Source organism: Minwuia sp. IMCC3009 (assembly GCF_029909415.1).
In the GTDB taxonomy this organism is placed as follows: Bacteria; Pseudomonadota; Alphaproteobacteria; order Minwuiales; family Minwuiaceae; genus Minwuia.
Genome location: NZ_CP123781.1, coordinates 3,940,010 through 3,966,703, shown reverse-complemented (window position 1 = coordinate 3,966,703; position 26,694 = coordinate 3,940,010). Strand labels below are relative to the sequence as shown.

Sequence of the window (26,694 nt, the reverse complement as noted above, 5' to 3'; positions counted from 1 at the left end):
GGGTCAGAGGCCGGACAGATACCGCTGCCACCGGACGCAACGCCCGGTCGATATGGGGGCGGATCAGAAGTTCAGCGAGATATCCCGATGGCTGGAGCTGCAGGCGGCGACGAACAGCGCCTGATCGCGGGAGAGCCTCGGCTGCATGCGGGCACCCAAGGTTTCCCTGATCGCGGCCAGATAGGTCTCGATCTCCTGTTTCAGCGCCGTTGCCGCCTGGCCACGCCAGGCCTGCTGCGCCTCGAACTCGGCGATCGCGTCCTCATATTCCTCCAGCGGTTTCGTCCTGTCGGTCTCGGCCTTCTTCAGGGCACGTCGGGCCTTGGCCAGTGCCTTCTGCACGTCGCCCGCACCCTCGACATCCCGGAAAGCGCGTTCGACTTCCTGAACGGTCTCGGCAGCCTGCTTGCCCGGCGCGGTCTCGATCGCCTGCCGCAAGCCACGCAGATCGCTTTCCAGCGCGGCAAAGGCGGCATTGCCATTCAGGACAGCCAGAACCTCCGCCGGACCCTCCCATGAGCCATCGGCGGCACGCTGGTAGGTCGTGCGCGCCTTCGACTCCGCCTTGGTCAGGGTGCTGAAGGTCTTGTAGGTATCAGCCCAGCTCGCCGGAATCTGGGAGCGCAGTTCCTCGGCCCTGGCCAGATGGTGCTGCATCTCCGCCTCGAGTTCCGGCTTCCGATCCAGCTCCGATTCCTGCAGGCGGCTGATCCGTGTCTTCAGCGCGTCGGCCTCCTCCTGCTCCTTGCGGATGTCCTTCTCCAGACGACGGACCACGCGCAGCTGCGGCCGGTAGTCACCGGAGGCTGCATCGACCCTGTCACCCGCCGCAGACGTGTCGGCCAGGGCGGCAATGGCGGTCTCGGCATTCTCGAAGCCCTTGCCGAGATCACGCGCCAGGTCCTTCGGCAGGGCCGACAGGTCAAGTCCCTGCGCTCGTGTGATTGCCGCCGTGATCGCGGTACCCTCCGTGGCCAGCCGATCCTCGACAAATTCCTCGAGGCAGAACTGCAGCTTCGGATTGCGCGGGGGCGGAGAGGTGTCGGACAGGAAGCTGACCCGGTTCGGCAGATAGTTCACCAGTTCCGGTACGGCACCCATGATACCAAGTGCCACCAGCTGCAGGCTGATGAAGGCGACCACGCCCCGGTACATCTGCACGGTCCGTACTGCCGCCGGGGCAACGCCACGCAGGTAGAACAGCGCGAAGCCGAATGGTGGTGTCAGGAACGAGGTCTGGATGTTCAGGCCGATCATGACACCGAGCCACACCGCCGTGATGTTGGCCGACGGATCGGCCAGCAGGATCGGCGCGACGATGGGCACGACGACAACCGCGATCTCGATGAAGTCCAGGAAGAAGCCCAGGATGAAGATGACCAGCATGACGATGATGAACTGGGTCCAGAAACCGCCGGGCAGAGAATTCAGGAACTCGCGCACCAGTTCCTCGCCGCCGAATGCGCGGAAGGCAGCGGTCAGCATCGCCGCACCGAGCAGGATGATGAACACCAGCGAGGTGGTCTTCGCGGTCTCCAGCATCACATCCTGCAGGGTGCGGTCGATCTTCAGCACCCGCCAGCCGCTCCAGCCCAGGGCAATGACCAGCAGCACGGCGGCGACCGCGCCGATGGCGATGCCGATCTCGTCCTCGGCGCTGTCGATCGACTTGATGTTCATGTCGAAGGTCGCCAGCGCGAAACCGATCATCAACAGGGCCACGATTGAAATGATGGCCGGAATGTAGGTCGTGGCACGGCCTTCCGTCAGGCGGTAACCGCCCATGATCAGGGCACCGGCGGCACCAATGGCACCTGCCTGATTCACCGTGGCAATACCCGCGATGATCGAACCCAGCACCAGGAAGATCAGCGCCAGCGGCGGCACCAGTGTCAGGACGACATTGCGCCAGAACACGGCGTCGAACTTGCCCTCGAACCGCACAGCGGGCGCGGCACTTGGCCTGATCGTGGCGTAGATCAGGATGTAGAGCATGTAGAGCCCGACCAGGACCATGCCCGGAATGAAGGCCCCGAGGAACATCTCGCCCGCACTGGTGGAGGCCACGTCGAAGATCGACGGCATGCTCAGTTCGCCGGTGGCTTCCTTGTAGAGCGCCTTGCGCGCCGTGCCGGCCTGATCGGTGGCGGAGGCGAGCTGGTCGGCCAGGATGATCAGCACGATGGAGGGCGGAATGATCTGGCCCAGCGTTCCGGACGCCGCGATGGTACCGGTGGCAAGCGAGGGCGAGTAATTGTTGCGCAGCATGGCGGGCAGCGAGATCAGGCCCATGGCCACGACCGTTGCGCCGACGATGCCTGTGGTCGCGGCGAGCAGCGCGCCCACGAAGACAACGGAAATGCCGAGGCCACCCGGCACCGGGCCGAAGAGCTGCGCCATGGTCACCAGCAGGTCCTCGGCAATCTTCGAACGCTGCAGCATGATGCCCATGAAGATGAACAGCGGGATCGCGATCAGGGTATCGCGCTCGACCTCCCAGTAGACCCCTCGAAGATTGGTGACGCCCGCAGACAGCCACTGCGACGGACCACCGGTGTGGAAATAGGCGTCAGGATTGTCCGCGAACAGGTAGCCCGAACCGGCGGCCAGCCCGATGGAGATGATCGCGGCACCAGGCAAGGCAAAGGCAACCGGATAGCCGGACCCCAGTGCAAACGCCATGATCAGGACCAGCAGTGCGAGAAAGAAAAGCTCCATGACCCGACCTCAATGCGCGACGGGCTGATGTTCGCGATGCCCGGGTTCATCCCGGATATCGGCGATAGCCTCGAAGAAGTAACTCACGAACTGGATCAGCATCGTGATGGCGAAAATACCGATGAACCCGGCCATCTGATACTTGATGAACATGCCGACGGTACCGGTCTGCGAAATCTCGAAATTGGCGATCGGGCCATTGATGATCGACTGCTGGCCGTCGAAGCCGATGTAGATGATGACCCACATGGTCGACGTGCCCAGCAGGATCGAACCGAGGGCATTGACGTAGCCGCGGGTACGCCGACCGAAGCCGGCATACAGCACATCGACGCGGACATGCCCCTCGTCGAACAACGTGAAGGCGGAAGCGAACAGGAACAGCGCTGCGTACCAGTACCGCACCAGGTCGCCCATCAGCGCCTGCTCGTAGGAGAAGATGAAGCGGGTGATGACGATCAGCAGCTCCGCCCCCACGATCAGCAGTGCCAGCCAGGTGAAGCCGAGTGTCCGGGTGAAGGCGGCGATGATGAAGGCGATCGCGATCAGCGGCATGTGAATCCAGGGGCCGACGAAATGCGCCCGGCTCAGCGCCCGGACCGAGTCCTCACCCATGAAGTCCTGCAGCAGGTTCTCGACCCGCATGAACGCGATCACGGAATCGGCGACACCGACCAGGACCACCATCCAGAAGAAGCCGCGAATGAGGAAGAGATTGAAATGATGGATACGGTGCGAGTCCCAGCGCAGCGCGCAATCCGACGTGCGCTGCACGAAGAGGACACTCGCGGCGATCGCGGCGGCATAGAGCAGCACCTGCACCCAGGCGAGACCGCCGCCATCCTCCGAGAACGCCGCCGAAAAGCCCGGGAAACCGAAACTGACGATCAGCACGTTCTCCGCAATGAACGCGACGAGCAACGACAGCATGGACCAGCCCGCTATGCGGACCAGCGGTGCGGGCCGACCGTAAGGCGGAATCTCCGCCTGCATACCTGCTGTCACGTTGCTGTCAGTCATCTGCAATCCTGTTGAATGGATGGAGCCGGGCGCGCAGATGGACGGCATGAGGGCGTCATCGCGCACCGAGTGGGCCACAATGGAAAAAAGGGCGGTGCCATTCGAGGCACCGCCCTGATTCCTGTCAGTCAGCCTTCGGTCAGGTCAGACCCAGCACACGGTTGCGCTGGTTGACGAAGGTGCCTTCGAACTTGGCCATCGTCCCGCCGATCTCGCGCAGGTTGGCCTGGAAGGAGTCGTCGACTTCGGTAGCCAGCGGGGAATGGTCACGGGTTTCCGCGAAGACTTCCGCCGCCGCGTCACCGAACGCGTCCCAGACATCGTCGTTGAACGCGCGGACCTGGACACCGTGGTCGTTGACCAGCTTGGTCATGTACTCGCCGTTCTTGGCCATGTTCTCTTCGAACGCCGCGCCATGCTCCTCGTAGCAGGCCGCCTCGATCACCGCCTTCTCCCAGTCGGTCAGGCTGCCCCAGAAGCTGGCGTTCATGCCGAAGGCCAGTCCGCCACCCGGCTCATGCATGCCACCGGTGTAGTAGTACTTCGCGGCCTCGTAGAACTTCATGAAGTAGTCATTGTAGGGACCGACCCACTCCGTTGCCTCGATAGCGCCGGAAACCAGGTTTTCATAGATCTGGCCACCCGGCAGGGACACGGTGGAGACGCCGAGCTTCGACATCACGGAACCGCCCAGGCCCGGAATACGCATCTTCAGACCCTTCAGGTCATCAGCGGATTCGATTTCCTTGTTGAACCAGCCGCCGGCCTGGGTGCCGGTCGCGCCGCACATCAGCGGCTTCAGGCCGAATTCGCCGGAGACCTTGTTCCACAGTTCCTGACCGCCCTTGAACTTGATCCAGGCGTTCCATTCCACGGTGGTCATGCCGAACGGCACGGCGGTGAAATAGGCCAGGGCCGGATGCTTGCCGGTCCAGTAGTAGTCCGCACCGATATAGGCCTGCGAGTTGCCGGAAGCCACTTCGTCAAAGACGTCGAACGCGCCCACGCGTTCACCGGCGGCGAAATATTCAACGTTCAGCGCACCATCGGACAGCTGCGCGATACGCGCGGCCAGACGCTGTGCGGAGATGCCCAGTCCCGGGAAGTCCCGCGGCCAGGTCGACACGATGGTCATGGTCTTGCCGCCCTGGGCAATGGCGGGCGCGGCCAGCGCTGCGGTACCGACGCCAGCCAGCGCGGCACCCTTCAGAAATTTACGACGTTCCATAGACTTGAAGTCCTCCGTTGTATCGATTCGTTATCGTGCAGCACGGTTCCATACGTTGTTACGTACACCACAAGAGCTGCGCTGCGCTAATTGGCGGAATTCCTGAGTGGATTGCAACCGGTTTCAGTTGATTGTGGTACAAGAACACCCCATCACGCCACTTTCGTGCATCCGGGATGATCCTTCAGAACCCTGTCGGTGGACGCGGGGAAACGCGACAGCAGACCGGCCGGCCGGATCGGGCGGGGCACCAGTCCGCCGCCGCAGTTCGGACAGGTGTGATCGAATGTCTCCGCCGCGCAGTCCCGGCAGAAGGTGCATTCGAACGAGCAGATCATGGCCCGGTCCGAGTCCGGGGGCAGGTCGGCATCACAACATTCGCAACAGGGCCTCAGGGCAAGCATGGGCGTCTCCTCATTCCGGTGGATGAACCACGCCCCGGAAAGGCTAGTATGATCAGGTTGGGCGTCAACAATGCAGTGAGACGGACAGACAGATCATGACAGCAGGCCGAACATGACGGAACAGAGGGGCACAACACTGGTGGCCGGTGCCATGGGCATCGTCGGCCGGGCGGTACTCGAGCAGCTGGCGGCGGAGGGGCGACCCGCCATCGGCCTGTCGCGGCGCTCACCGGACTTCGACAGCGACGCCCGCTTCATCGCGCTCGACCTGCTGGACCGCGATGCCTGCGCGGCCACGCTGACCGGGCTGGAGGATGTCACCCATCTGGTCTATGCCGCCGTCAACGAACAGCCGGAGATCGCGCGGGGCTGGACCGACCCGGGCCATGTCGCCACCAATCTCGCCATGCTAACCAACCTGGTCGAGGTTGTTGAGGCACGGGCGCCGAAGCTGCGCCACATCACCCTGATGCAGGGCACCAAGGCCTACGGTATCCACATGGGGCCGTTCCGGCTGCCCGCGCGCGAGGATGATCCGCGCTACATGACACCGAACTTCTACTACGACCAGCAGGATTGGCTGACCGCCCGGCAGCAGGGCAGGGACTGGCACTGGACGGTGATGCGGCCGCAACTGGTCTGCGGCTATGCGCTGGGCAGCCCGATGAACATCATCGCCGGGGTCGGGGCCTATGCCGCGATCTGCCGCGAGCTTGGCCTGCCACTGCGTTTTCCGGGCGGGGAGCCGCGCACCATCGAACTGACCGACGGGGCACTGCTGGCCCGCGCCATCAGCTGGGCCGGTGAGTCAGCCAATGCGCGGAACACCATCTTCAATGTCACCAATGGCGATGTCTTCGTCTTCGCGCATTTCTGGCGCCGGATCGCGGCCCATTTCGCCATGCCAACGGATGTGCCGCACCCGCACAGCCTCGCCCGCTCCATGGTGGACAAGGAAGCCGTCTGGCAGCGCATCGTCGAACGGCACGGGTTGAAGCCGACGACCCTGGCGGAACTGGTGCCCTCCTGGTCCTTCATCGACTATTCGATGGGGTACGGCAGCCGTCCGAACGATGTCATCCTGTCCACCATCCGCATCCGCCAGGCCGGCTTTGCCGATTGCCTGGATTCGGAGGAAATGTTCCTCGGCTGGCTCACCCGCCTGCAGTCGGAGGGTGTGTTGCCGCGATAGGGGGGAACCGCGCCGGACTTGTCTGTGGACCCCTCCCGGGTCTTGTCTGTGGACCGTTCCGCCCCTCTCCCCCTCCCGGCCACCCATTTCAGGATACTTGCGTGGGTAGCCGGGAGGGGGAGAGGGGCGGAACGGTCAGAGGTCAGACTCCGCTCAGAGGAACACCGTGCCGCCGTCGACGGCAATGGTCTGGCCCGTGACCATGGCGGAGGCGTCGGAGGCCAGCCAGATCGCCGTGCCGACCAGATCCTCGCTGTCCAGGTTGCGCTGGATCGACTGGCCGGAGGCGATGACATCCAGCGCCTTCTCGTACTTCTCGCCCATGAACTCGATCGTGCCTTCGGTCAGCACGGCGGAGGGTGCGATGGCGTTGACGCGGATGCGGTCGCGGCCCAGTTCCCGCGCCAGTCCCCGGGTCAGGCCGATCACGGCCGCCTTGGACACCGTATAGTGCAGCGCATAGGCGAGGCCGTAGGTCGCGGCCAGCGAGGAGATATTGATGATGGAGCCGCCGCCCAGCTCGCGCATCTGGGGCACGAAGGCCTTGGCCGCATTCCACAGCCCCTTCACGTTGACCGCCATGGCGGCGTCCCAGCTTTCCTCCGTCAGCTTGTCGAAGCGTCCGCCACCCAGCGTGCCGTAGAGCGCGGCATTGTTGATCAGCACGGCGGCAGGGCCGAACCGTTCCGCCGTCTTCGCCGCGAGTTCCGTCATCTGGTCCATCTTCGAGATGTCGCAGGCATGGGCCATGGCCGTCCCGCCGGAGGCCGTGATCTCCTCGACCACCGCGTCGCAGTCGGAAATGTCGGTGGCCACCACATTGGCCCCCAGCCCGGCGAATCCCTTTGCGTAGGCCTTGCCGATGCCGCGTGCGGCGCCGGTGACGACAACCGTCGTGTTGATGAAACTCATGATCTGTCCCTCCCCAGGGTTTGCAGTTGTTCGGTATCGCAGATGTGTGTCATCCGCCGACCGTGCCTGCACGGTCCGCAGACAAGACCGACCCTACTTCATGCTGACATCCGCCAGCACAGGATAGTCGTCCAGATAGACATGATGCGTCACCAGCGGCGCACCTGGCTGGCGGGTGTGCATCAGGCAGGCCGGTGGCTCGGCGACGATGCTGACACCATCCGTGCGCAGCAGGTCGAGGCCGAGCTGATGCGCGGTACTGGGGCAGGTATGCGCCGGCACACCTGCGATGGAGGTCATGATCGGGCGATGCACATGGCCCGCCGAGATGCCGAGCACCTGACGGTGCGCACCGACGATCCGCGCCAGTTCCTCCCGCCCCTCGACAAGTCCGTTGGCGTCCATGCGGTCGATGCCGCTGGGGAACGGCGGATGATGCACGAAGATCATGGTCGGCCGGTCGGGCTGTTCCTCCAGACGATCCTCCAGCCAGCCCAGCCGCTCCGCGCAGAGCCGACCCGCCGTCTCGCCGGGGATCTGGCTGTCCAGGGCGATCAGGCGCACGGAAAGATCCTCCACCGTGTACTGCACGAAGCCCCCGGTGCCGAGATAGGCATGATCGTCGAAGACCAGACGCAGGTCGTCGCGGGCGTCATGGTTGCCGACCATCAGCCAGATCGGGACCTGAAGGGGCGCGAGGGTCTGACGCAGCCGCTCGTACTCGCTGGTCCGGCATTCGTTCACCAGATCGCCGGTGACGATGACCCCGTCGGGCCGGGGCTGCATGGCATTGATCCGCGCCACCGCGATCGCCAGCCGCTCGGTCGTCCGGGCGAGCCTGTCCACCGGCTCACCGGGGTCCGTTATGTGCAGGTCACTGATCTGGATCAGGATCATGGCGCGCCGCCGCCTCCGCTTGCGTCAGGACTCGTCAACGACGGACAGCATATCCGGAATCGTGATGAATTTCCGCCTTGGCGCTTCCGGGTCGGCACGATCCTGCTCCGCCTGATCGATCACCAGCCAGTCGTTGTAGCTGACGTGGCGGACACCGCGCTGGATCAGCAGCGCATCCAGTCCCGCGCCACCCTGCTTGCCCGCGCCGTCGCTCATGTCTTCAAGCAGCAGCGTGACAACATCCTGCGCGTCCGGGCGGTTGGTGCCGATGGTACCGCTGGGGCCGCGCTTGGCCCAGCCGACGACATAGACGCCGGGCGCGACGCGCCCCCGGTCATTGACGACCTTGCCATACTCCATGGGCAGCCCGTCGATGGGGCGGCTGACATAGCCGATGCAGCTGATGACCATGCCGCAGGGAATGTCGAAGATCTCCCCGGTACCGACCGCACGGCCATCCTCCAGCTTCGTCCGCTCCACACGGATGCCCGTGACCCTGTCGTCGCCGAGCACTTCGACGGGGCGCAGGAAGAACTCGAAATGTACCGCCACCGGGGCCTGGTCGCGGGTATTGCCGCGGAACGACTGCAGCACCTCCAGCACCGCCTTGCGACCGCGCGCCTCCTTCGGATCCATGCCGTGCGGCAGCGCCTCCGGAATCTGGTCATCGTGCACCAGGGAGATGCCGCGCTGCAGCTCCCCCATCTCCCGCATCTCGGCGATGGAGAAGCTCGCCTCCACCGGACCACGGCGTCCGATCAGATGCACATCGGTCACGGCGCTGTTGAACAGCACCTCTCCGGCCTCATCGGTCAGGTCGGATGCCTTCATCTCGTCCTCGGTGCGCGCCAGCAGACGGGCGCAGTCGAGCGCTACGTTGCCGTTGCCGATGACGGCGACGTCGCTGACATCCAGGTCGATGTCCAGATCGACGAAATCCGGATGGCCATTGTACCAGCCGACGAAGGCGAAGGAGCCGAGCACCCCCTCCTTGTCCTCCCCCGGAATGCCCATGGGGCGATCCCCCTCCGCGCCGAAGGCGATGATGACCGCGTCATAGAGATCGCGCAGTTCATCCATCGTCACATCCCGGCCCAGGGTGACATTGCCGACGTAGCGCACGTTCTCCCGCGATGCGGTCTGGTCGTATTTCTTCGTGACGCGCTTGGTGGTCTGGTGATCAGGGGCGACGCCTGACCGGATCAGGCCATGGGGCGTCGGCAGCCGGTCGATCAGATCGACCATGACCCCCTCCCCCTTCGTGGCCAGGGCCTCCGCCGCATAGAATCCGGCCGGGCCCGCGCCGATGATTGCCACATGCATGGTCATTTGCTTCCTCCCCGTTTCATCACCTGTTGGCCCGACCGCATCCCCTCAGTCCAGGCCACCATACCGATCATAGTATCCCCTGCGCGGCGGGGGCAGTCCCCCATCCGCAGTTTCCAGATGGCGCATCGCATGCGCCGTCGCCTGCGCGTGAATCGCGCGATACAGACTGGCGGAAAGCTGTCGCGCTGTCTCGCCCGGCCAGTCCTTGCCGAGCACGGCCTGCGGCAGCAGCGGATCACGCAGGGTGACACGCCGGAATTCGTGAATCAGCAGCGTCCGTACCACGAAGGCGTCCCGGTCCGGCAGGGAGCCGTGCTGCGTCACATGTTCCATCACCGGTGTGAACAGCCGCAGGAAATCACTGTATCCGCCCTCCAGGGAGGCGAGGTCCCAGGCTTCCCGCGCCAGATGCCGCAGGGCCGCTGGTTCCGAACCGGCCTCGGCCCTGGCGCGCAGCACGACGACCTGGTCCTCCATGCCCTGGTCATGCAGCAGCGCGCGCACGGCCTGCTCCGACATGTCAGGGTGCAGGAAGACGCCCGGCGCAGGTGAGCCAAACCCCATCCAGGCCAGATCACGCCGGAGCTGATCCGCGCGGCGCATGGCGTCGGACGTGGCCATCAGGGTGAGCCAGCAGCCATCCCATTCGCCACGGGCGGAGCGGTAGATGGTCCGGTGGGCGGCGTCGGAGCGGCGGCGGCCGGACGCGGCGAGGTCATAGAAGCTGCGCCGTCCCGCCTGTCGGCCCCGCAGCCAGTTGTCCTTCTGCAGACGGAAGACGGCTGTCCGCACCACCCGCTCGTTGAGTCCGAAATCGGCCAGAAGACGGATCAGGCTGCCCAGCCATACCGGGCAATCATGCGCGGAGATGGTGTCGCCCCAGACGGTGACGATCAGCGATGGCGCCCGCACGGGTACCTGGTCCAGCAGGTGGCGCACGACGGGAACCAGGGCGGTTCCGCCGCGGTCGCCGGAGCCGTCCGGTGTCCGGCGATCTTGCATGGTCGTGGCCATGGGTGCCGATGTTACCGGCAAATCACGGTCATTCAATCCCGCAGGGCTTGCGGTACAGGGTTGCGTGCTCTTATCTGAACGCAACGGGACCGGTCGACAGCCGGCATGAACCAGGGGAGACGGCGGCATGGCGCGCGCATTCGCATCGACACAGGATCTGGGGCCGAAGGAAATCACGTTCGAGCAACTGACGGAGAATACCTGGGTCTATGTGGAGGAGGGTGATCCCACATCCGGCGTGATCATCGGCGACGACGGCGTCATGGTGATCGATACCCGCGCCACACCCATTGCGGCGGATGACCTGATCCGCCGGGTGCGGGAAGTGACCGACAAGCCGTTCCGCTATGTCGTGCTGACCCATTATCACGCTGTCCGGGTGCTGGGGGCCGCCGCCTATGGCGCGGAGCACATCATTGCCTCCGAGCCGACGATGGAGATGATCCGCGAGCGCGGCGACGCCGACTACAAGTCGGAGGCAGATCGCTTCCCGCGCCTGTTCCAGGGCATCGAGAGCATTCCCGGCCTGACCTGGCCGACCATGACCTTCTCCGACCGGATGACCATCATGATGGGTGATCTGGAGGTGCAGGTCATGCATCCCGGCCGCGGCCACACCCGCGGCGACACCATCGTCTGGGTGCCGTCACAGAAGGTGCTGTTCTCCGGCGATCTGGTGGAGAATGGCGCCACCCCCTACACGGGCGACGCACATCTGCGCGACTGGCCCGGCACCCTGGACAAGCTGCGCGCCCTGAAACCGGATTTCCTGATTCCCGGCCGTGGCCCCGCCATGAAGACGCCGGAAGCCTGCGAGGAAGCCATCGCCGGCACGGAAAGCTTCATCCGTGCGCTCTACGACGGTGTCGCCCGCGAGGTCGCCGCCAACCATTCGCTCAAGGAAGCCTACGACACGGTGGTTCCGGCGCTGGAAGGCAAGTACGGCCACTGGTCGATCTTCGCCCACTGCATGCCCTTCGACATCTCCCGCGCCTATGACGAGGCCAGCGGCATCGACCACCCCCGCATCTGGACCGCCGAACGCGACAAGGACATGTGGCAGCAGCTGGAGCAGTAGGGGTCCGGTCGCCCGGGCTTAGAGGAACAGCGACAGCACACCCGTGTAGGCATAGAGGCGGCTGTTTGCGATCTCGCCATTGCCGAAGAAGCCGATCAGCGGCAGGTCGGGGAAGCGTTCCCGGATCATCGCGGCCTCGGTGCGCTGGTCATCGAACAGGTTCGGGCCGCGGCCAAGGCAACTGAAGTAGAGGCCGCCGCGCGGCGTGGCCCCGCCCGTGCGCTGTTCCAGCGTGTCCAGCATCCGTTCCATGTCCGCCACGGCTGCTGCACCGTCGCGGCGGCAGAACATGAGCCGCTGCCCGACCGTGACCTCCTCCGCCACCGCCACCAGGCCGTGCTGCGGATCGACGCCCGCGATCTCCCGCACCAGATAGTCGCCGCTGTCCTGACCCGCCGGAGCAAGTCCGGCAAAGATGAAGCCGGGTATCCGGTCCAGGTTGCGCGACAGGATCTCGCCGATGTCCTGCCGGAAGAGCTCGAATGCCGGACGGCCATCCAGCTCGATGGCGATGTTGCGTTCCGCCCGCGTGATCTCCCGCGCCGGACCGATCGGGGTGCATCCCTGGGTGAGGGCCGTGACGACGGGAACCTGATCGGAGAAGACGATACCTGCCGGTCCCCCGGTCGTCAGGGTCTTCGCCATCACCGGGTTCGGACCCCGGGAGGCGGCAAGACCGCCAACCCAGTAGCCTCCCGGCTGCTGCTCCAGCACCCGCAGGCTCTCCCGCAGCTCGGGCTGGCCCGGATCCGCATGGGCCACGCCGAACCATGGCATGAAGGGGGGCGGCGAAACACCGTCCGGGCGCAGCAGATGTGAAGCCCCCTCCGCGACCGACGTCAGCATCACGGCGATGGCGGGGTGATCGAAGAACTGCTGGTCATTTGCCAGAATGCCGATCCCCGCCGTACCCACCCAGTCGCCGATGCCGGTGCGGCCCCGCAGCACGGTGAGGATACCCTGGGCGTCGCCGGAGAAATGGTCGGACAGATAGACGAAGCCGGGACCACTGTGCGCCAGGTCCGTGTCGATCATGTCGAGACACTGTCCCAGCGCAGTGCGCCAGTCGGCGTCCGCGCCCCATCCCGTCTGAAAGCGATCCGTCATGTCCATGGGTGCATTTCTGGACGTGACAGTCGCCGCACACAAGGGAAGTTCACGCTGATGCGCATTTTCTTAAGACCCGAGAAGCGATAGTTTCGCGAAATGAAGCGCACAGGTGTCATCTGCGTCCTGCTGATCGGCCTCGCCCTGCTGACAGGTTGCGAAGCCCTGCGTGTGAAGCTGGACGGCGGCAGCCAGTCCGGCGTGGACTGGGCGGTTGGCGTCAGATTCTGACGCCTTGTGCCGGATGCACTGCCAATCCGACGGTCTGGGGACAAATGAACCGGAAGACAATACGTCGTCTGATCTACTTCTCGTCAGCGACAAAGACGATGAGCACCTCCGAACTGGACAGCCTGCTTGGCCAGAGTCGCCACAACAATCTGCGCGACGGTCTGACGGGTCTGCTGCTCTATGGCGACGGTTCCTTCATGCAGATTCTGGAAGGGCCGGAGGAGGCGGTTGACTGCACCTACCAGCGTCTTCTGGATGATCCGCGCCACCGTCGGCTGATGAAGGTGGACGATGTCCAGTGCGACGCGCGTCTCTTCGGCAACTGGTCGATGGCCTTCCGGAGGCTAGATCCCGGAGAGAGCCTCGAAGGCTTCGTGCAGTTGCGGCGGTCCGTGCTGGAGGACAGCGGCTGCCGCAGCTCAGGCGGCATGCCCGAGTACATGGTGCGCAACTTCCTCGCCTCGATCCCCGAGACGCGCTGATCCCCCCGACTGATGGTTTCGTCAGGCGCTCATCACCCCATGGCGGCCGCCTTGCGCCCGCCCAGGAACGCCACGGCAACCCCGGGTGCGGCGACCACCAGCGCGATCAGGCTGAGTTCGGTGTGGCTGAACCCGATCATCTCCCCGCCCGGCGCGGCAAAGATCAGTCCGCCGACGAACAGGCTGGCGCGCCCGATGACCCCAAGCAGACCGCCGCCCAGCCGTCCGACGCCGAACAGGTAGCCCTGCAGCGCCGCCGCGACCATCAGGATACCGATCACCGCGGTGACGCAGACGACGATGACTTCCAGCGTCCCGGCATTGCCCAGCAGGGCCGGATTGAAGACGAAGAAGAACGGGATGAAATAGATGATGGAACCGATCCGCATGGCCTCGAAACCGGTCTGCATCGGTTCCGACCTGGCGACGGAGGCGGCGGCAAAGGCGGCCAGCGCCACCGGCGGCGTGATGAAGGAAAGCATGCCCCAGTAGAGCAGGAACATGTGCACGCTCATCGGATCCAGGCCCGCCGTGATCAGCGCCGGGGCCAGGATGATGGCCAGGAAGATGTACGCCGCGGTCACGGTCATGCCGATACCCAGGATGAAACTCGTCACCGCACCCATCAGCAGCAGCACAAGCGGATGTCCGCCCGCCAGGTAGACCAGATCATTGGTCAGCGTGCCGGTCATGCCGGTCGCCTGCAGCGCGCCGACGATCAGGCCGACGGCAGCCAGCAGACTGGCCAGTTCCGCCAGCAGGCAGCCGGTGGCATAGACGAACTGCTTCAGCTTCAGCCAGGTCAGGCGGTGCTTCGGGTTGAACTGGTTGATGATCAGCAGCAGCGCGGTGGCGTAGAACGGGGCCTGCGCCTCCCGCTTCATGTAGATCAGCATGAAGATCAGCAGGGCGAAGACAAACAGGTAATACCACCCCTCGATCATCACCCTGCGGACGGAGGGCAGCTCGGCGCGTGGCAGACCCTTCAGCTGCTTCTCCGCCGCATAGGCGTCGATCTGCATGAACAGGCCGAGATAGTAGAGCAGCGACGGGATGGCGGCAGCCAGCGCCACGTCGATGTAGCGGACCTGCAGGAAGTCTGCCATCACGAAGGCCGTCGCCCCCATGATCGGCGGCATCATCACGCCACCGGTGGAGGCACAGGCCTCGATCGCGCCCGCGGTCTTCGACCGGATACCGATGCGTTTCATCGCCGGAATGGTGAGCGATCCTGTCGTCAGGACATTGGTCACCGGCCCGCCGGACATGGAACCGAAGAGGCCGGAGGAGAAGATCGCCACCTTCGCCGGGCCGCCGCGCACATGGCCCAGCAGGGCAAAGGCAAAGCTGATGAAGAACTGTCCGGCACCGGTATAGATCAGCGCCACGCCGAACAGCAGGAAGCCGAAGACCAGCAGCGCGAAGGCCTTCATCGGAATACCGAGGTAACTCTCCTCGGAGAACATGTGGAACGCCGCCGTGTCCAGGAACGGGCGGCTCAGACCGGACACCACCTGCGGCACCTGGTCGGCATAGATGGGATAGAGCGAGATCACCAGAACGATGAAGAAGACGGCGGGACCGCCGGCACGGCGCCCGGCCTCCATGATCACCGCCCACATGACCACACTGACCCACATGCCGTGCAGGGGGGCCGCATATTCCCAGGCTTCCAGCAGGATCGCCTCGGCATACCAGACGTAATAGCAGGTCAGGCCGAGGGTCAGGATCATCAGGGCAATGTCGTAGAGCGGCACCTTCGACCTGGAGGACCGCTTGAAGCCCGGCAGCACGATGAAGACCATCGAGATCATGATGCCGCCGACCAGATAGAGGTAGCGGTTGTCGACCAGCGCCTTGCCGATCAGGGTCTGCAGCACCTCCAGCGCGAACATGCGGTCGATGGCGATCAGCATGGCGATGCTGGTCATGGCGGAGATGATGCCCAGCCAGACCGGACCCAGCGTGCGGTAGCGGCTGGCCTCGCGATCATCGATCTCTTCGGGCTGCGTGGACGGATTCGTGGCGCTGTCGGACATGGGAACCCCCAAAACGATCTGGCCCAAAATGATCTGGGCAGGACGGGCAGCAGGGTCAGGTAGAGGAAGGGCCGGCGCGGCGGATGCGATGCCGGCCGGCCCCTGCTGGTCTCATGCCGGCACCAGCGGTGCCGGGTCGTCGTCTCAGGCGATCAGATCACCAGGTCTCAAAGATCGTGATCATGCCCGCGGCCTCCAGCGCATCGAAACGCGCCTTCATCCAGCCGGTATTGAACGCGTCGTCATCCGACGGGGCATTCGCGGTATAGGCGGCCCAGGCATCCTGCAGCACCTTCTGCCGGGCCATGTTCTTGTCCTGGTTGGCCTGAGCGCCGTCGGTCCACTTGCCGATTTCCTTGTAGTACTTGATGGCACCGGGGTGGAACGGCAGGAACACATGCTCCAGCTTCTGACGCTCCCAGGCCCAGCCGTTCGCGCCCGGCGCGGAGGCCTTGTAGTCGTCATAATGCTCGTACATCGCCTTGGTCATGTTGTAGGCGAGATCGTCGCTGGCCTGCGTCGTGCCGACCAGGATCGGATAGGCCGTGCCGACACCTTCATAGCCTTCGGCGGGAACGGCGGCACCCTGCATGCACTTGTGCGGGAAGTACCACGGCACCACCGCATTCAGCCGCTTCCAGCCTTCGGTGTCGGCATGGGGCTGCGGCGGGTGGACCAGGCCACGCGGGCTGGCCTCCAGCTTGACCATGGAGGTGGAGAAGGTCGCACCCTCGGCGGCGTCATTGTCGCCGTTGATGATGCTGTCGATGGAAGCGCCGTAGCCGCCGACTTCCACCTTCTGCACGTCATCCCAGGTCATGCCGGCATGGGCCAGCATGGCCTCGACAGCCTTGTTCAGCGCCGGGGCACCCTGCACCCAGGAAACCCGCTTGCCCTTCAGGTCGGCCATGGTCTTGACGCCGGTATCGGCGGCCACGGCCATGGAAACGGCACAGCCGTCAGCCACATTGTGCAGCAGCAGGCGGATCGGCTGCGGTCCCCAGTTGCGGTTGCCGAAGGTATAGACGGCTTCCTGCGCGTAGACGCTGTCCGACCCGGTGGCGGAGAACTGGGCAACGCCCTTCACCAGCGGAGTCAGGCGGGACACGTCGTTCTTGCCCGGCAGCACCCGCAGGTTCACGCCGTAGGTGTTCTTCAGCACCGAGCCGATGCCCACCGCCTGATTGTAACCGGACGTACCCGTGTTGTAGGCGGTCCAGACAAGCGTCTTCGGCAGGTTGATCTCAGCCGTCGCGGCCTGTGCCGCAAGGGCCACGGCCGCAGCAGCGGCAGCAGGCGCAATTCTCTTCCAGATTGACATGATTGGTTTCTCCCCGTTCCGGTTTCTTTCCGCCCCTGCAGGAGACGGCTTTTTCTTTACCTAGGGAAAAGGTTATGCGACCTCCACAAGATTGAACAGACCAGAATTCCATCATCAATAGTTCGGACTGCCGATGGTCTCCGGTGCCGATTCCATCCGGCTACGGAACGGGTTAGGTTCGGAAACCTGTTGGGGGGGGAGAGAAACGCGATGCCGCAGACTGACATCAGCCATATCGGATTCATCGGACTCGGCGTGATGGGGGAGGCCATGTGCCGGAACCTCGTGCGCAAGGGTCCCTGGAAGGTCACCGCCTTCGACCTGGATCCCGAACCCCTGGAGCGGCTGGGCGAAGACGGTGCCGCGACCGCCCGGTCCGTGGCGGAGCTGATGGCGGCGGCCGATGTGGTCATCACCTGTCTTCCGGGCGGCGAGCAGGTCCGCAAGCTGGTGCTCGGGGCCGACGGCCTGGTCAGCCTGGTCCGTGCCGGGCAGATCCTGATCGACATGTCGACGTCCCAGCCGACGCTGATGCGGGAGATCGCGACGGCGGTGGCCGAGCAGGGTGCACGTTTCGCCGACGCCCCGATCGCCCGCACCCGTCAGGCCGCCGCCGACGGCACGCTGGCGATCATGGTCGGTGCCGCGGATGACCTGTTTCAGACGATCCGGCCGGTCCTGGCCACCATGGGCTCCGACATCGAGCATTGCGGCGAGGTCGGCTCCGGCCAGGTCATCAAGATCATGAACAACATGGTGCTGTTTCAGACCGTCCTGGCACTCGGTCAGGCCGTCGCCATCGCCGAGAAGGCGGGGGTTTCCGGCAAGGTGCTGCTGGATACGATGATGAAGGGCTCCGGCGACAGTTTCGCGCTGCGCAATCACGGGGTGAAGGCCATCCTGGCCGATACCTATCCGGAGAAATCCTTCTCCGTCCGCTATGCCGCGAAGGACCTGTCCTACGCGCTGGAAATGGCGGAGGAATTCGGCGTCCGCGCGCCGGGGGGCGAGACGGTGGCCCGGATGTTCGACGAAGCCATCGCCAATGGTGACGGCGACCGCTACTTCCCCGTGATGCGCCGCATCCTGGATGTCACCGACACCTGAAACCGGTCTGATCCGGGCAGCGTCGCCATCGACAGCGGGGCACCGATGCTGGCAGTCTGACGTCACAGAGATGTTTCATGAGTGTCCGCCATGATGAGTCAGAAGAACAATGACCTGATCACCCGCATCGGGCCGGGGACTGCGGCTGGGGCCTTGCTGCGCCAGTACTGGCAACCGGTGGCGCTGGCGGACGAACTGATGAGCGCGCGCCCCGTGGTGCCGGTGACGGTGCTGGGGGAGCGGCTGGTGCTGTTCCGCGACGCGGACGGCACCCTGGGGCTGATCGGGCGGCACTGTCCGCATCGCGGGGCCGACCTGGCCTATGGACGGCTGGAGGATGGCGGCCTGCGCTGTCCCTTCCACGGCTGGCTGTTCGACTGCACCGGCCAGTGCCTGGAACAGCCCGCCGAGCCCGACGACAGCATCATGCACCGGCATGTGCGGGCCGTGAACTACCCGGTGGTGGCGCTGAACGGAGCCATCTTCGCCTGGATGGGGGGTGGTGAACCGCCCGCCCTGCCGGCGCTGGACTGCTTCGGCGCGCCGGACAGTCATGTCTTTGCCTTCAAGGGTCTGTGGGACTGCAACTGGCTGCAGGCGCTGGAGGTCGGGATCGACCCGGCGCACGCGTCGTTCCTGCACCGGTTCCTGGAGGACGAGGACCCGGCGGAGGGCTATGGCAAGCAGTTCCGGGACTCGGTCGCGGACAGCGAGATCCCGATGACCCGGCTGCTGCGCGACTATCCGCGCCCCGAACTGAGGATCGAGGACACGGATCACGGCATGCGGCTGACGGCGCTGCGCCACATGGAGGACGGGCGGACCCATGTGCGGGTCACCAACCAGATCTTCCCGCAGGCCATCGTCATCCCGATGTCGAACGAGATGACGATCACCCAGTGGCATGTGCCGGTGGATGACGTGAGCTGTTACTGGTTCTCCATGTTCACCAGCTTCGCCCGGCCCGTGGACAAGGCGGTGATGCGGGAACAGCGCATGAAACAGCATCGCCTGCCGGACTATCGCCCGATCACCGGTGCGGGCAGCAACTATGGCTTCGATGCCGACGAACAGGTGCGGGAGACCTACACCGGCATGGGCCACGACATCAACGTGCACGACCAGTGGGCGGTGGAATCGATGGGCCGCATACAGGACCGGCGGCAGGAGCATCTGGGCAAGTCCGATGTCGGGATCGTGCGCTATCGCCGCCTGCTGCGCGATGCGATCCGCAAGGTGGAGGCCGGTGAGGAGGTGCCGTTCCGGGAAAGCCAGACCCGCCGGAGCGGCCCCGTCGCCGTCGACAGCATCTGCGCCACCGAAAGCTGGGAACGGCAATGGCGTGACTTCGACACCACCCGGCGGGCAGCCTGCCCCTGGCCCGCGACACTTGGGGCCTGAGCGTGAACGACGTGGCGCTGCCGGAAGGCGCGGAGGCCGTTCTGGCGGAGGTCCGGGAAAAGGGTGTGGAGACCGTCCGCATCAGCTTCACCGACCAGCACGGCATCCTGCGCGGCAAGGCCCTGCCCGCCAGCGCCCTGGAGAGCGCCTTTCGCAGCGGCGTCACCATGACCTCGACCCTGCTGCTGAAGGACACGTCCCACCGCACGGTCTTCCCCGTCTGGGGTGATGATGCGGGGTTTGGCGCGGGCGTCCTGACCGGCGCGGGCGATGTCATCATGCGGCCCGACCCGGAGAGCTTCCGGGCGCTGCCTTGGTCGCCGCACTCCGCCTGGATGCTGGCGGACATTCACCTGGCCGACGGTGACCCGTTCCCCTTCAGTCCCCGGCACCTGCTGCAGGCGGCCGTACAGCGGCTGGCAGACCGGAACATGCGCCTCGTCACCGGGCTGGAACTGGAGTTTCACGTCTTCCGCATCACCGGTCCCCGCCTCGCCCATACGGATACCGGGATGCCCCCGGCGGCGCCGGAGACGGAGCTTCTGGCGCACGGCTACCAGTACCTGACAGAGGACCGTTACGCCCAGCTGGAGCCGGTGATGGACATGCTGCGTCGCGCGGCGGAGGGTCTGAAGCTGCCGGTCCGGTCCATGGAGGTGGAGTTCGGGCCGGGACAGTTCGAGTTCACCTTCGATCCCGCCGACGCGCTCACCCATGCCGACAACATGATCCTGTTCCGCGCCATGGCGAAGCAGGTCTGTCGGCAGCAGGGGCTGCATGCCACCTTCATGACCCGGCCCCAGCTGGCCAACGGCATGGCCAGTGGCTGGCACCTGCACCAGTCGCTGGTGGACCGGTTGAGCGGCCAGAACCTGTTCATGACCCGCCCGGACGGATCAATGTCAGCCATCGCCAGCGCCTGGATCGCCGGGCTGCTGGATCATGCGGCGGCGACCTGCCTGCTCTCCACCCCGACCGTGAATGGCTACAAGCGCTATCAGAATGCGTTTCAGCTTGCCCCGGACCGGATCGCCTGGGGACGCGACAACAAGGGCACCATGCTGCGGACACTGATGGGCACCAATGACACCGCGAGCCGGGTGGAGAACCGCGTGGCCGAGGCGGCGGCGAACCCCTATCTGCACATGGCCTCGCAGATCCTCGCCGGACTGGACGGGGTGGAACGCGGGCTGGAAGCCGGTCCGCCCGTCACCCGTCCCTACGAGAGCGATGCCCCTGCCCTGCCCCGGAACCTGGGTGCCGCGCTGGAGACCTTTCAGGCCAGTCCCTTCATCGACGCGGCCTTCGGTGACGGTTTCAACCGCTATTTCAGCACCATCAAGCGTGCCGAATGGGACCGCTTCCTCGCCACCGTCACGGACTGGGAACAGCGCGAGTACTTCTCGATCTTCTGAGGCTTTCAGGGGCGCGAGTCCGTAGCGGCGGCGGGCTGGACGACCCGGCCAACCCCAGCCCGGTGCCCGGGTTTGCGGCACCAGCGGTGGTTACTGGAGACGGCGGGCTGGCCGACCCGGCCAACCCCAGCCTGCCTGCTCAGGAGTCCCCCATTGCATCCCGATAGAGTTCGGCGAAGCCGGCTTCGTCGACCGGGCGGGCGTTGGTGGCGCGGGTGGGGTCGTCCAGGGCGTGTTCGATCATGCCGGGCACCATCTCGTCGGTGATGCCCATCTCGCGCAGGTTGGCGGGCAGGCCGATGCGGGCGTTCAGTTCCTCGATGGCCTTGTCCAGCGGCGCGCCGTCGGGCAGGCCCATGGCCTTGCGCATCCGCTCTTCCTTGTCGCCCAGCACCGGCTGGTTGTAGCGCAGGCAGGCGGGCAGGCAGACAGCGTTCAGGGTGCCGTGATGCAGGTTCAGCTCCCGGATGCGGCCCGCTGCATGGCTCATGGCATGGACAGCACCCAGGCCCTTGGTGAAGGCCAGCGCGCCCTCCGCAGCCGCGATCATCATCTGCTTGCGGCCTTCCCGGTCCTCCCCGTTGGCAACCACGCTCTCCAGGTGTCCCTGGCCCACGGCGCGCCACAGGCCGTCGATGCCGATGGCTTCCGCCGCCGGGTTCTCCGTCGGACTCATCACCGCTTCCATCAGATGGGTGACGGCATCCATGCCGGTGGCGGCGGTCAGGCGGGGCGGCAGGCCGACCGTCAGTTCCGGATCGCACAGGGCCACCTTCGCAAGCATGTTCGGGCTGCTGAAGATCAGCTTGCGCCCGTCTTCCGTGATGATCACCGCGCCGCGGCTGACCTCCGACCCGGTGCCGGAGGTGGTGGGGATCGCGATCATCGGGGCGCAGGCACCGATCTTCGCCATCCCTCCGGTCATGACATTGTAGTCGATCAGCGGCTCCGGATGCGTCGCCAGCAGGGCGACGCCCTTCGACAGGTCCATGGATGACCCCCCGCCGAGCGCGATGATGCCGTCGCAGTCATTCTCCCGGTACAGCGCCAGCGCATCCTTCACCGCCGTCTCGGTCGGATTTTCCGGCGTGCCGTCATACAGCGTCACCTGCACATCGTTGGGGATCCGCCCCCTGATCCGGTCCGCGATACCCAGATCCACCAGACCCTTGTCGGTGCAGATCAGCGGCCGCCGGATCCCGAGGGTCGCCAGCGTCTCCGCCAGCATGTCGATGGCCCCGTGCTCGATGTGACACTGGTTGAAGAATGTGATGATGGCCAAGTGAAAATCCTCCCCTGCGGTGATGCGGGGAGTGTGCACCGCCAGTCAGCCCCCCCGCAACGGCAATCCTGCCATCGCCCAGCCCGTCTTGACGCAACGGCACCGGCTGTCACGATAGGCGCCATGCAACGCAATGATCGGGGAGGATCTCGCAGCCATGATGACGGGTGAGGAATACAAGGCATCGCTGAACGACGGTCGGGCGACCTATTTCGAGGGGCGCCGGGTCGATGACATCATGGCCGACAAGCTGATGGCGGAATCGGCGGAGGTCATCGCGAAGGGCTATGACCTGCTCTACCAGCCGGGTGCCGACGCGAAGAGTCCGCTCATGGACATCCCGCGTTCGGCGGAGGAACTGAAGGCACGGCTGCCGCTGCTGAGTTCCGTCGATATCGTGGCCAATACCACCAACCAGTCGATCATGACCCTGATGACCGCAGCCGGGCGCATCGGCGGGGAGCATCCGGAATATGCGGAGCGCATCCAGGCCTGGGTCGAGGACGCACAGGCCCGCGACATCCGCATCACCGAATGCATTACCGACGGCAAGGGCGACCGGTCGCTCAGCCCCGGAAAGCAGCCGGATCCGGACGCCTATACCCGCGTGGTGGAGCGCCGCAGTGACGGCGTGGTCATTCGTGGCGCCAAGCTGCACATCACCGGTGCCTCTCTGGGGCATGAGACCATGGTGATCCCGACCAAGGCGATGAAGCCCGGCGAGGAAGACTATGCCATCGCCTGCGCCGTGCCGGTCAACGCGCCGGGGGTGAAGATCGTCAATACCTCCTATGCGCCGCGGCACGAGGATGACCGGGTGTTTCCGGTCAGCCGCCAGAACCACATGCCGGAAGGCTTCGTCATCTTCGATGATGTCTTCGTGCCGACAGAGCGGATCTTCCTGAACGGCGAGGTCAAGCACGCCGGGCAGTTCGCCCATTCACTGGGCCTGTGGGAACGGCTGGGCGGCCTGACCTTCATGTCCAACGAGGCGGATGAGCTGGTCGGTTTCGCGCAGCTGATCGCGGAGGCCAACGGGCTGGAGAAGGTCGGGCACGTGCGCGAGAAGATCTCGGAGATGATCATCCATGCCACGCTGATCCGCGCCTCGCTGGAAGCGGCCATCGCCAACTGCACCATCGGTGACAATGGCGCGGCGTTCCCGTCGGAACTGTTCACCAATGCCGGCAAGTACCAGGCGGCGACCCAGTACAACCTGATGTGCCGTCACCTGCATGACATCTCCGGCGGCTCGGTGCTGACCGCGCCCGGGATCTCGGACCTGGAGAACAACGAGGTCGGGCCGCTGATCCGCAAGTACATGTCGGCCAGCCCCAACGTCGATGGCGAGACCCGCATCAAGCTGTTCCACGCCATCCGCGACCTGACCGCCGATGCCATGGGCGGCTGGCGCTATGTCACCAACATCCAGGCCGGTGGCGGTCTCTACGCCCAGCGCATCGTGACGCGGAAGCACTACGACATGGAGGGCGCCAAGCGGAAGGCCCTGCATGCCGCCAAGATGCTGCCGGAGGGCGAGGCGGCGGAATAGGGCGACCTCTACCTACCGTACCGGAAAGCCAGATTGATTGACCCCGCCTGCCCGGCGGGGTTAAGTCCCGCGCGTCAGGTGGCTGGATGACCGCTGTCGTGCCGCAAGGCGCGGTGGAGGAAAGTCCGGGCTCCACGGAGAATCGGTGCCGGGTAACGCCCGGCGGGGGCGACCCCAGGGAAAGTGCCACAGAGAACAGACCGCCCGTGGCGACACGGGCAAGGGTGAAACGGTGCGGTAAGAGCGCACCGCGGCGGCGGCAACGTCGCTGGCAGGGTAAACCCCACCGGGAGCAAGACCGAATAGGGATGGCTGGATGTCATGCCGCAAGGCAGAGGCAGCAGGGCGCTCCGGCCCGCCGTCCGGGTTGGTTGCACGAGGCATCCGGCGACGGGTGTCCCAGATGAATGGTCATCCAGTTCCCGGCAACGGGAACGGACAGAACCCGGCTTACAGGCCACCTGACGTTCTTCTTCCCGCGCATCTGGATCACTGTCAGACGCCGACGCGGCACAGTGGGTACCCGGGTCAGGCCCGGGCACGGCGTCTGTGGGGTGGGAGATTTCAGTTAGATCGCTCACCCCTCCCCCACGCCGCTCGCGGACTTGATCCGCGAGCCCGGTCTCCCAGGCTTGCCCAGCGCTGCTGGGTACCCGGGTCAAGCCCGGGTACGGCGTGGGGAAGATGGCATTGCCAGTGGGTCACCTGACCAACACCCATCACGGCACCCGCGGACTTGATCCGCGGGTCCAGCTCTCGGCAAGGCATTGAACCAGGTTGCGCGGAGGCAGCCGCGCCTGCTCACCAACGTCAGCGCGGTACACCGGGTACCCGGGTCGAACCCGGGTATGGCGTCAGCGGAGTGGTGGCGGCTGGATCAGTCCTGGCCGCCCGGGACGATGGCGAGGCTGCCGGAGGGGCGGCGGCTGACGGTGGCGTCGGGGCCGACGACGACCGTGGTGAAGGAATTCTCCACGATCACGGGACCCGCCACCGGCTCATCGACCTTCAGCGAATCGAAGCTGCGGATCGCCGTGTCCAGCCAGCCGCCTGCACCGAACCAGGCCTTGCGGCTGGGCTGTTCGCCGGTTCCCGCCGCCGTGTCGGACAGGCTGGCGATACCGCCTTCGCGGAGCGTGCAGCTGACACGGGCCGACCAGCCAATGACCTCGATCTCCGATTCCGCGTCCTTGATGGCGAAGACTTCCTCATGCGCGGCATGGAAGTCCTCCACCAGCTGCCGCACATCGGCCTCGGAGCCGAAGCTGTCACCGCGCAGCGGCACCTCGATCTCCCAGACCTGGTGCGGATAGCGCGCCTCCGCCATGTAGGTGATCTCCGTCCGGACGGCCCCGGCCCCCGCACCGCTGGCGAAGGCCTCGCAACGGGCCTTCAGATCCGCCAGCACCGCATTGACACCGTCGCGGTCGAAGTCGGCGGAGGTGGTGAACAGGGTGGCCCGCGCGTCCGACATCAGGTCGGACATCAGCGCGCCGCCCGCCGAAAGGGCGGCACCCACGTCCGGGATCAGCACCATGGGACAGCCGAGGCGGGCGCCGATCCGCTCCGAGTTCAGGCCCGCCGCACCACCGCCGCCGATCAGCACAGCCTTGGCGGGGTCGATGCCCTGGTTGATGGTGATGTCCATGATCGCCTGCACCATGTTCTCCGTGGCGATGCGGACGATGGCCAGCGCCGCATCCTCCACCGACAGGTTCAGCCGACCCGCGAGACGGCTTTCGATGGCGGTGCGGGCAGCGGCGGCATCCAGCTTCATGCTGCCGCCCAGGAAGAAGTCGGGATCGACGTAACCCAGCACGACACAGGCGTCGGTCAGCGTCGGTTCGGTGCCGCCATTGCCATAGGCGGCCGGACCCGGCACTGCGGAGGCCGACTGCGGCCCCACATGCAGCAGGCCGCCGTCATCGACCCAGGCGATGGAGCCGCCGCCCGCCCCGATGGAGCGCACGTCGACGGAGGGAAAGCCGGTCATGTGGCCACGATATTCGCCGCCGATCCAGGTCTCCCGCGTCCACGGAATCCGTCCACGGCGCACCAGGCTGAGGTCGTAGGTGGTGCCGCCGGTATCGGCAACGATGGCGGTCTCCGCCTGCGCATCCACGTCGGTGAAATGCCGGCCCGCGACCGGAGCCATGGACGGCCCGGAATTGATCAGATGCACCGGCGTCTCCGCCGCGTCCGCCGCGTCGATGACACCCGCGCCACTGGTCACGATCAGCACCCGGCCGTCGAACCCGGCTTCCTTCAGCCGCTGCGACAGGTTGCGCATGTAGGCCCCCATCAGGGGCTTCAGCGAGGCGTCGATGGCGGTGGAGGAGGCCCGGCGGTATTCGCGCAGCGACGGATTGAGCCGGTGCGACAGGGTGAAGGGAACGCCGGGCATGTGCTCCTCCAGCAGCTCCCCGATCCGCTTCTCGTGCGCGCCATTGACGATGGACCAGAGCAGGCAGACGGCCACGGCCTCCACACCCGCCGCCTTCATTTCCTGGATGATGGAGATGACCTGCGCCTCATCGAGGGGCGTCAGCACCTCTGCATCGGTATTGATGCGTTCATCGACTTCCCAGGTCAGGGACCGGGGCACATAGGGTTCCGGATAGGGGACGGTGAAGTTGAAGACGTCGGAACGCCCCCCTTCCCGCAGCACCAGGATGTCCGGGTGGCCGGTGGTGGTCAGGAAAGCGGTCTTCGCGGTATTGCCGGTGATGATGGCGTTGATCGCGCGGGTGGTGCCATGGATGAACAGGCTGCCCTGCGCCAGCAGTTCGCCCAGCGGCAGCCCCATGCCGTCGGCGGCAACCTGCAGGCTGTCGATGACGCCGCGAATCGGGTCATCCGGCGTCGTCGCGGCCTTGAACATGCGCAGGGTGCCGTCATCCTCCTCCACCAGCAGATCCGTGAAGGTTCCCCCCGTATCGACCGCAAATCGCATCGTTCCCGCTCT

Annotated in this window: 21 protein-coding genes and 1 other RNA gene; 9 read left to right on the top strand and 13 right to left on the bottom strand. The window is 65.5% G+C overall.

Annotated elements, in window-relative coordinates:
- Positions 1-63: 63 nt before the first annotated feature.
- The 4 genes from QGV55_RS18525 to QGV55_RS19765 form a co-directional block, all read right to left on the bottom strand.
- Positions 64-2,718, bottom strand: coding sequence for a TRAP transporter large permease subunit (locus QGV55_RS18525; protein ID WP_281019158.1), 2,655 nt, complete (start codon positions 2,716-2,718; stop codon positions 64-66).
- A 9-nt stretch (positions 2,719-2,727) separates the two neighbouring features.
- Positions 2,728-3,738, bottom strand: a complete 1,011-nt coding sequence (locus QGV55_RS18520) for a TRAP transporter small permease subunit (protein WP_281019159.1) — start codon at positions 3,736-3,738, stop codon at positions 2,728-2,730.
- 139 nt (positions 3,739-3,877) lie between these two features.
- A complete protein-coding gene (locus QGV55_RS18515; protein ID WP_281019160.1) occupies positions 3,878-4,966 on the bottom strand; it encodes a TRAP transporter substrate-binding protein in 1,089 nt (362 codons plus the stop codon).
- 152 nt (positions 4,967-5,118) lie between these two features.
- Positions 5,119-5,370 carry a DUF1272 domain-containing protein gene (locus QGV55_RS19765; RefSeq protein WP_348637645.1) on the bottom strand — a complete coding sequence of 84 codons (252 nt, stop codon included), beginning with the start codon at positions 5,368-5,370 and terminating at the stop codon, positions 5,119-5,121.
- Between the two features lie 112 nt (positions 5,371-5,482).
- Between QGV55_RS19765 and QGV55_RS18510 the strand changes: the two genes are divergently transcribed.
- A complete protein-coding gene (locus QGV55_RS18510; RefSeq protein ID WP_281019161.1) occupies positions 5,483-6,562 on the top strand; it encodes an SDR family oxidoreductase in 1,080 nt (359 codons plus the stop codon).
- 153 nt (positions 6,563-6,715) lie between these two features.
- On the opposite strand, the gene QGV55_RS18505 is transcribed toward QGV55_RS18510, so the two are convergent.
- The 4 genes from QGV55_RS18505 to paaX form a co-directional block, all read right to left on the bottom strand.
- Positions 6,716-7,474: an SDR family oxidoreductase gene (locus QGV55_RS18505; protein WP_281019162.1), complete on the bottom strand. Its 759-nt coding sequence runs from the start codon at positions 7,472-7,474 to the stop codon at positions 6,716-6,718.
- 93 nt (positions 7,475-7,567) lie between these two features.
- The gene (locus tag QGV55_RS18500) at positions 7,568-8,371 is read right to left on the bottom strand and encodes a phosphodiesterase (protein WP_281019163.1); all 804 of its coding nucleotides are present in this window, start codon (positions 8,369-8,371) and stop codon (positions 7,568-7,570) included.
- 24 nt (positions 8,372-8,395) lie between these two features.
- Positions 8,396-9,700 (bottom strand): FAD-dependent oxidoreductase, encoded by a 1,305-nt coding sequence (locus QGV55_RS18495; RefSeq protein ID WP_281019164.1) that lies wholly within the window; start codon positions 9,698-9,700, stop codon positions 8,396-8,398.
- Between the two features lie 45 nt (positions 9,701-9,745).
- Positions 9,746-10,714 carry a phenylacetic acid degradation operon negative regulatory protein PaaX gene (gene paaX / locus QGV55_RS18490; RefSeq protein ID WP_281019165.1) on the bottom strand — a complete coding sequence of 323 codons (969 nt, stop codon included), beginning with the start codon at positions 10,712-10,714 and terminating at the stop codon, positions 9,746-9,748.
- A 127-nt stretch (positions 10,715-10,841) separates the two neighbouring features.
- Here paaX and QGV55_RS18485 point away from each other — a divergent pair, with 127 nt between their 5' ends.
- Entirely contained in the window at positions 10,842-11,792 is a 951-nt protein-coding gene (locus QGV55_RS18485; RefSeq protein ID WP_281019166.1) for an MBL fold metallo-hydrolase, read from the top strand.
- An 18-nt stretch (positions 11,793-11,810) separates the two neighbouring features.
- Here the strand turns inward: QGV55_RS18485 and QGV55_RS18480 are convergent, their stop codons facing one another.
- Entirely contained in the window at positions 11,811-12,905 is a 1,095-nt protein-coding gene (locus QGV55_RS18480; protein ID WP_281019167.1) for an FIST C-terminal domain-containing protein, read from the bottom strand.
- Between the two features lie 93 nt (positions 12,906-12,998).
- On the opposite strand from QGV55_RS18480, the gene QGV55_RS18475 reads away from it, so the two are divergent.
- Positions 12,999-13,130 (top strand): hypothetical protein, encoded by a 132-nt coding sequence (locus tag QGV55_RS18475; RefSeq protein WP_281019168.1) that lies wholly within the window; start codon positions 12,999-13,001, stop codon positions 13,128-13,130.
- Positions 13,131-13,174: 44 nt separating this feature from the next.
- Positions 13,175-13,612, top strand: a complete 438-nt coding sequence (locus tag QGV55_RS18470) for a BLUF domain-containing protein (RefSeq protein WP_281019169.1) — start codon at positions 13,175-13,177, stop codon at positions 13,610-13,612.
- A 32-nt stretch (positions 13,613-13,644) separates the two neighbouring features.
- On the opposite strand, the gene QGV55_RS18465 is transcribed toward QGV55_RS18470, so the two are convergent.
- Together QGV55_RS18465 and QGV55_RS18460 are read right to left on the bottom strand one after the other, a co-directional pair.
- Positions 13,645-15,651, bottom strand: coding sequence for a TRAP transporter fused permease subunit (locus QGV55_RS18465; RefSeq protein ID WP_281019170.1), 2,007 nt, complete (start codon positions 15,649-15,651; stop codon positions 13,645-13,647).
- A gap of 157 nt (positions 15,652-15,808) precedes the next feature.
- A complete protein-coding gene (locus QGV55_RS18460; RefSeq protein WP_281019171.1) occupies positions 15,809-16,972 on the bottom strand; it encodes a TAXI family TRAP transporter solute-binding subunit in 1,164 nt (387 codons plus the stop codon).
- 90 nt (positions 16,973-17,062) lie between these two features.
- On the opposite strand from QGV55_RS18460, the gene QGV55_RS18455 reads away from it, so the two are divergent.
- The 3 genes from QGV55_RS18455 (at position 17,063) to QGV55_RS18445 (ending at position 20,895) form a co-directional block, all read left to right on the top strand.
- Entirely contained in the window at positions 17,063-18,079 is a 1,017-nt protein-coding gene (locus QGV55_RS18455; RefSeq protein WP_348638815.1) for an NAD(P)-dependent oxidoreductase, read from the top strand.
- Between the two features lie 90 nt (positions 18,080-18,169).
- Positions 18,170-19,480, top strand: coding sequence for an aromatic ring-hydroxylating dioxygenase subunit alpha (locus tag QGV55_RS18450; protein ID WP_281019172.1), 1,311 nt, complete (start codon positions 18,170-18,172; stop codon positions 19,478-19,480).
- Between the two features lie 2 nt (positions 19,481-19,482).
- The gene (locus QGV55_RS18445; RefSeq protein ID WP_281019173.1) at positions 19,483-20,895 is read left to right on the top strand and encodes a glutamine synthetase family protein; all 1,413 of its coding nucleotides are present in this window, start codon (positions 19,483-19,485) and stop codon (positions 20,893-20,895) included.
- A 139-nt stretch (positions 20,896-21,034) separates the two neighbouring features.
- Here the strand turns inward: QGV55_RS18445 and QGV55_RS18440 are convergent, their stop codons facing one another.
- Positions 21,035-22,177, bottom strand: coding sequence for an iron-containing alcohol dehydrogenase (locus QGV55_RS18440; protein WP_281019174.1), 1,143 nt, complete (start codon positions 22,175-22,177; stop codon positions 21,035-21,037).
- Between the two features lie 157 nt (positions 22,178-22,334).
- Between QGV55_RS18440 and QGV55_RS18435 the strand changes: the two genes are divergently transcribed.
- Both QGV55_RS18435 and rnpB read left to right on the top strand, forming a co-directional pair.
- Entirely contained in the window at positions 22,335-23,729 is a 1,395-nt protein-coding gene (locus QGV55_RS18435) for a 4-hydroxyphenylacetate 3-hydroxylase N-terminal domain-containing protein (RefSeq protein WP_281019175.1), read from the top strand.
- A 74-nt stretch (positions 23,730-23,803) separates the two neighbouring features.
- An RNA gene (gene rnpB / locus QGV55_RS18430) (RNase P RNA component class A) lies at positions 23,804-24,198 on the top strand.
- A 408-nt stretch (positions 24,199-24,606) separates the two neighbouring features.
- Here the strand turns inward: rnpB and QGV55_RS18425 are convergent.
- Positions 24,607-26,682, bottom strand: coding sequence for a hydantoinase/oxoprolinase family protein (locus QGV55_RS18425; RefSeq protein WP_281019176.1), 2,076 nt, complete (start codon positions 26,680-26,682; stop codon positions 24,607-24,609).
- Positions 26,683-26,694: the final 12 nt, after the last annotated feature.

Excerpts from the sequence above, each read along its gene's own strand:
- QGV55_RS18465 (WP_281019170.1), bottom strand. The coding sequence starts at position 15,651 with ATGTCCGACAGCGCCACGAATCCGTCCACGCAGCCCGAAGAGATCGAT.
- QGV55_RS18485 (WP_281019166.1), top strand. The coding sequence starts at position 10,842 with ATGGCGCGCGCATTCGCATCGACACAGGATCTGGGGCCGAAGGAAATC.
- QGV55_RS18495 (WP_281019164.1), bottom strand. The coding sequence starts at position 9,700 with ATGACCATGCATGTGGCAATCATCGGCGCGGGCCCGGCCGGATTCTAT.
- paaX (WP_281019165.1), bottom strand. The coding sequence starts at position 10,714 with ATGGCCACGACCATGCAAGATCGCCGGACACCGGACGGCTCCGGCGAC.
- QGV55_RS18480 (WP_281019167.1), bottom strand. The coding sequence starts at position 12,905 with ATGGACATGACGGATCGCTTTCAGACGGGATGGGGCGCGGACGCCGAC.
- QGV55_RS18470 (WP_281019169.1), top strand. The coding sequence starts at position 13,175 with ATGAACCGGAAGACAATACGTCGTCTGATCTACTTCTCGTCAGCGACA.
- QGV55_RS18505 (WP_281019162.1), bottom strand. The coding sequence starts at position 7,474 with ATGAGTTTCATCAACACGACGGTTGTCGTCACCGGCGCCGCACGCGGC.
- QGV55_RS18425 (WP_281019176.1), bottom strand. The coding sequence starts at position 26,682 with ATGCGATTTGCGGTCGATACGGGGGGAACCTTCACGGATCTGCTGGTG.
- QGV55_RS19765 (WP_348637645.1), bottom strand. The coding sequence starts at position 5,370 with ATGCTTGCCCTGAGGCCCTGTTGCGAATGTTGTGATGCCGACCTGCCC.
- QGV55_RS18510 (WP_281019161.1), top strand. The coding sequence starts at position 5,483 with ATGACGGAACAGAGGGGCACAACACTGGTGGCCGGTGCCATGGGCATC.
- QGV55_RS18525 (WP_281019158.1), bottom strand. The coding sequence starts at position 2,718 with ATGGAGCTTTTCTTTCTCGCACTGCTGGTCCTGATCATGGCGTTTGCA.
- QGV55_RS18460 (WP_281019171.1), bottom strand. The coding sequence starts at position 16,972 with ATGTCAATCTGGAAGAGAATTGCGCCTGCTGCCGCTGCTGCGGCCGTG.
- QGV55_RS18520 (WP_281019159.1), bottom strand. The coding sequence starts at position 3,738 with ATGACTGACAGCAACGTGACAGCAGGTATGCAGGCGGAGATTCCGCCT.
- QGV55_RS18450 (WP_281019172.1), top strand. The coding sequence starts at position 18,170 with ATGATGAGTCAGAAGAACAATGACCTGATCACCCGCATCGGGCCGGGG.
- QGV55_RS18475 (WP_281019168.1), top strand. The coding sequence starts at position 12,999 with ATGAAGCGCACAGGTGTCATCTGCGTCCTGCTGATCGGCCTCGCCCTG.
- QGV55_RS18515 (WP_281019160.1), bottom strand. The coding sequence starts at position 4,966 with ATGGAACGTCGTAAATTTCTGAAGGGTGCCGCGCTGGCTGGCGTCGGT.
- QGV55_RS18500 (WP_281019163.1), bottom strand. The coding sequence starts at position 8,371 with ATGATCCTGATCCAGATCAGTGACCTGCACATAACGGACCCCGGTGAG.
- QGV55_RS18435 (WP_281019175.1), top strand. The coding sequence starts at position 22,335 with ATGATGACGGGTGAGGAATACAAGGCATCGCTGAACGACGGTCGGGCG.